Genomic DNA, 2,749 nt, shown 5'->3' with positions numbered 1-2,749 from the left:
CGGTGCGGTCCCGCCATTGCGACCACTACACCGCGATCGCCGCCCGGCTCGACGCCCCGGCCCGGACCGACTACGAGCAGCGCCTCGAGCAGGTCGAAACCGAGATGGACAACCTGCGCAACGCACTTGGCTGGGACCTCGAAAACCACGACACCGAGCGAGCATTGGCGCTGGCGTCGTCGCTCCAGCCGGTGTGGTTATCCCGGGGCCGCGTCATGGAGGGCCGCGCCTGGTTTCAGGTCATTCCCACGGAGACAGCCAATTTGTCTGTTGCACCGGCCGTGCACGCACGTGCGCTCGCCGATGAGGCCGTGCTGAATTTCCTTGTCGGCGAAACAACTGCGAGTGCGGCGCGGGCGGTAGAAATCGCCCGAGAGCTCGGTGACCCGGCCCTGCTGGCCCGGACGCTGTCCGCATGCGGGGTGATGGCAGGAGCAGCGTATGACGGTGAGGCTGCCGCGGCCTTCTATGCCGAGGCAGTCGACTTGGCTCGGGCATCCGGTGACCAGTGGCGGTTGAGTCAAATACTGACCTGGCAAGCCAACACGGGACTGAACACGGGTGACCCGCACACCATGCTCAGGGCGGGTGAAGAAGGACGCGCCATTGCCGACCTGATCGGTGACCGAGCCAGCTCACGCGGATGCCGGCTCTGGATGGGCTGGGCGCTGCTGCTGCGCGGCAATGTCACAGCGGCTATCACCGAATTCGCGGCGGTGGTAGCCGATTGTGACAGGACGCACGACGACCTACTCAAACCGATCGCCTTGATGGGTTGGGGTCTGTCACTTGGCTATCACGGCGATGTTGAGGCATCGGCCGAGGTCGCTGCCACCGCGCTGAATGGCGCTGTCGATCTTGGTGAGTTCTACGTCGCAATGGCCTATGCCCATGCCGCCCAGGCCGGTTTGGCATCCGGTGACCTCGACGCGGCGTACACCGCCGGCGAAGAAGTATGGTTGCGCCTGAAAGACATCCAGCCGGAAGCCAGCGTTGCGCAGCGCGCCTTCAACTCCGTCGAAGCCGCTCTTGGGCGAGGAGACTTCATTGAGGCACGCAGACTGGCCGACGCGGCGGTCGCGGTGGCCAAAGGGTGGCACCTGGTGGCAGCGCTGTCGGCGCGCGCCCGCATTGCCCTCGCCGCAGGGTCACCTGGTGCCGGCGAGCAGGATGCCCATGATGCCCTGGCGTGTGCCGTCGAGCGAGGTGTTCACCTGCACATCCCAGACATCCTGGAATGCCTTGCCGGTGTGGCCTCTAGGAATGGTGACCTGCCCGAAGCGGCACGGTTGTTCGGCGCGGCACTCGGCCTGCGACAGCGGATGGGGCTGGTGCGCTTCAGAGTTCACGAGGCCGCGTATGCGGCATCGGTTGACGAACTCCGGAACATGATGGGAGCGGCTGCCTTCGACGCCGCCTGGGCCGAAGGGGTGACGCTTTCCCCCGAGGAGGCGATCGCTTACGCCCAGCGTGGCCGCGGCCAGCGCAAGCGTCCGGACAGTGGCTGGGGGTCCTTGACGCCGGCCGAGCGTGACGTCGCCCGACTCGTCTGCGAAGGCATGGCGAACAAGGAGATCGCGACGCGGTTGTTCGTGTCGCCCCGCACGGTTCAGGCCCACCTCACGCACATCTACACCAAACTGGGTATCAACTCACGCGTGCAGTTGGTGCAGGAAGCGGCTCGCCAAGGGTGACGCTCAAGTACGCGAGGCGGCGCACAGACCATTGGCAATTTGGCTGATGTTTTGCGATCCGCGTCACCAGATGCTGGCTAGCATGAGCACGACGGAGTGGAGTGAGATCGGTGTGACTGGACTGCCAACCGGAACCGTGACGCTGCTGCTGGCCGACGTCGAGGGATCGACCCGGCTGTGGGAGGCGCAGCCCGATGTCATGGCGGCGGCGGTGGCCCGGTTGGACACGGCGCTGGCCGAGCTGGTGGCGGCCCACGACGGTGTGCGGCCGGTCGAGCAGGGTGAAGGTGACAGCTTCGTCATCGCGTTCGGCCGCGCCGCGGACGCGGTGGCCTGCGCGCTGGAGTTGCAGCGGGCGCCGCTGGCGCCGATCCGGCTGCGTATCGGTATTCACACCGGGGACGTGCGATTGCGCGACGAGGCCAACTACGTGGGCCCCACGATCAATCGCACGGCCAGACTGCGCGACCTGGCGCATGGCGGACAGACCGTGCTGTCGGGAACCACCGACGACCTGGTCGCGGAATCTTTACCGGAGGGTGCCTGGCTGATGGATCTGGGTGCACACCCGCTGCGCGATCTGGCCCGGCCGCAGCGGGTGGTGCAGCTGTGCCATCCTGACCTGCGCAACGACTTCCCGCCGCTGCGTACAGCGAGTGGCATTGCCGCGCATCATCTTCCGGCGCAGTTGACAAGTTTCGTGGGCCGTCGAGAGCAGATCGCGACCTTGCGAAATGCATTGGCCGGCAACCGGTTGGTCACGTTGACCGGCGCCGGGGGCGTCGGCAAGACCCGGCTGGCAGTGCAGGTTGCGACCAGCATGGCGGGCGAATTCGAAGGCGGCGTTTGGTATGTCGATCTGGCACCGATCACGGCAGCCGAGGTGGTGCCGGTGACGGTGGCCCGCGCGTTGGGTTTACCGGATCAGCCCGGGCGATCGACGATGGACACGCTGCTGCGGTTCGTGCGCGAGCGGCGCATGCTGATCGTTTTGGACAATTGCGAGCACCTGCTGGATGCCTGCGCCACCCTTCTCGCGACTCTCTTGGCTGGGG

Annotated in this window: 2 protein-coding genes; both read left to right on the top strand. The window is 66.4% G+C overall.

Going from position 1 to position 2,749, the window contains the following annotated elements:
- Positions 1 to 1,694, top strand: a 1,694-nt coding sequence (locus A5645_RS04730) for a LuxR family transcriptional regulator (protein ID WP_155767851.1), incomplete at its 5' end; no start/stop codon positions are given.
- Positions 1,695 to 1,776: 82 nt separating this feature from the next.
- A partial coding sequence (locus A5645_RS04725; RefSeq protein WP_436405467.1) for an adenylate/guanylate cyclase domain-containing protein occupies positions 1,777 to 2,749 on the top strand: 973 nt, incomplete at its 3' end.

This window comes from Mycobacterium asiaticum, from assembly GCF_001673635.1.
GTDB lineage: Bacteria > Actinomycetota > Actinomycetes > Mycobacteriales > Mycobacteriaceae > Mycobacterium > Mycobacterium asiaticum_C.
This window is presented reverse-complemented; position numbering and strand designations above follow the sequence as displayed.